This is a genomic window from Jeotgalicoccus halotolerans, assembly GCF_003387165.1.
Classification (GTDB): domain Bacteria; phylum Bacillota; class Bacilli; order Staphylococcales; family Salinicoccaceae; genus Jeotgalicoccus; species Jeotgalicoccus halotolerans.
On sequence record NZ_QUMW01000007.1, the window covers coordinates 1 to 2,411 of the forward strand.

Consider the following 2,411-nt stretch of genomic DNA (forward strand, 5'->3'; position numbering starts at 1 on the left):
CTTGAGGCGAGTTTTATCCAGGAACGCTTGGATTTTTCGCTAGAAAAAAACGTGCGTGTAACTGGGCAGTATCTGATATTTTTAAAAATCAAATCGAGGAAGTATTAAAAAATGAATCTAAGTTGAGTTTAAAAGCTGTTTAAAGTCCAAATAAAGCTCATATAAGCTTTTAAATAAATTTTAGGTATTTAATATAGTTCTAAGTATTTTGGCCTGTAGAGGTATGTTAATGGGTGATAAAAGATGATTGTGAACAGAATATTTTTGTTTGTGTTTAAAAAAAGTTTAGAATTTTTTCTAAAAAAAGTGAAAATGAGTGGAAATCACAAATAAATTATAAAGAGCATAAGGGGTTTATGATATCAAACGCTTATCGCTTACGCTCTAAACGTTGATATGGTCGGCAGTGCCGACCTTAACCTTATGCCATCACAATAATTATATAAAACACACTAAAAACACACGCTTTTTGGTTAATAACACACGATTAACACACGTTTTTTCAAAAATAACACACTAAAAACACAAAGATGAGTCGTGTGTTTTTAGTGTGTTATTTTTCGGTATTGAGAAAACAGTTGCAAAGGTATTAGAAAATAAAACGGTAGTGATCTGTTTATGCCGAGAAAACTTTTGGTGGGAATAGCAAACAATTATAAACTGGATTGGTAGTGATTCATCGAATCGCTGCGAATCCTTAGGTTTATAGTTTGCTGTTGGTTCACACCAAAAGGAAATTGGAATAAATACAAATAGAATTAAAAGAGACCTTGTTATAGGTCTTTTAGTTTTTCTTTATTTTCATTTTCTAAGGTATTTATATTTGAGCGGACAATTAATATAAATAATAAAATCGGGAATATTAATATCCAAATTGGGAAAACGAATGGCCAACTTTCAGACCATAGATAAATAATAGTAATTGCGAAAGACATCCAGATAAAATGTAATATTAATGTGTTTGATTCGTCTTTGTTTTTAATTTTTCTTCATCCCCTTTTGAATACAATAATAGGCTTATGATTCTCGAGAAAACAGGAGTATTTTTAAGAGGTTTTGAACTGTTCTTTCTTATCTTGATACTAAGGGTCATAATTCTGATTGGTATGAATGTGGCTCTATGCCTTGATATAACTGATTTAAAAACAAAAAAACTTGCATTTTCCAGGGTAGTAGTTTAATGTTCTAGGTGACTAAGCCAACAACATAAATTACTAAAGGAAGTGCAAGTTTTTTTTGTACCTTTCTTTAGGTGAAAGGTGTTTTTCATCTCATGGAGAAGTATACAGAGAAAAAGTTGAAAAATCAACTGTTACAGACGCTGGTAGGCAAACATGTTACTGATTCCACACTATTAAGAATAAAGGAGTGCAACACATTTATGCTATTTCTTGCTGATAAAACGCTTGAAAAGACGAAGTTGCATGGTGCGAATAGTTGTAAGCATAGGTTTTGTCCGGTGTGTTCATGGCGGAAATCTCGAAAAAATGCATTGAAGATCAGTATTTTGATTCAGTATTTAAGAGAGGAAGAAAATAAAGAATTTGTTTTCTTAACGTTAACTGCACCAAATGTGACAGCTGATGAACTAGAAGATGAAATTCAACATTACAACAAATCATTTCAACGGTTAATGCAACGCAAAGAAGTGAAAGCAGCGGTTAAAGGTTATGTTCGAAAACTGGAAGTGACCTATGACGGTAAAGAATTTATTACGAAAACCATGTATAAAAATCGAATGAATTACTATAAAAAACGTGGCTTAAGTATCGGAGATAAAAATCCAAACTATGATACTTACCACCCACATTTCCACGTGGTGTTGGCAGTTAATAAAACCTATTTTAATAAACCGAATATTTATATTAGACAATCACGTTGGTTGGAATTGTGGCAACAATCGACAAAAAATCCAATGATTACGCAGGTCGATGTCAGACGAGTGAAACATACAGATAACAAAAAAGAAGTATCTGAAATTGCAAAATACAGTGCGAAGGATTCTGATTATCTTCAGAATGAAACAGTTTTTGATACATTTTTTGATTCACTCTCAGGCAAACGATTGATTGTGTATTCAGGATTATTTAAAGATGCGAGTAAACTGTATGACAATAAAGAATTAGAAAAATATAAAGAACTTGATCCGACTCAATATATATTTTTATTGTTTTATCATTGGGGACAGACAGAATATATTCAGACCGAACAAAAATTGATGTCGGAAGATATGCAGAAAGAAGTTAATAATCAAATGCTAGATGATGAAAATATTGAGGAAGAGTAACCGAAAGGTTGCTCTTTTTTCTATTCACCCTTGAGGCGAGTTTTATCCAGGAACGCTTGGATTTTTCGCTAGAAAAAAACGTGCGTGTAACTGGGCAGTATCTGATATTTTTAAAAATCAAATC

The 2,411-nt window shown here is 32.1% G+C and carries 1 protein-coding gene; it reads left to right on the plus strand.

Annotated elements, in window-relative coordinates; all coding sequences use genetic code 11:
- The first annotated feature begins 1,273 nt into the window (after window positions 1–1,273).
- On the plus strand, window positions 1,274–2,287 hold the full coding sequence (locus DFR63_RS01175) for a protein rep (RefSeq protein ID WP_115883933.1): 1,014 nt from the start codon (window positions 1,274–1,276) through the stop codon (window positions 2,285–2,287).
- Window positions 2,288–2,411: the final 124 nt, after the last annotated feature.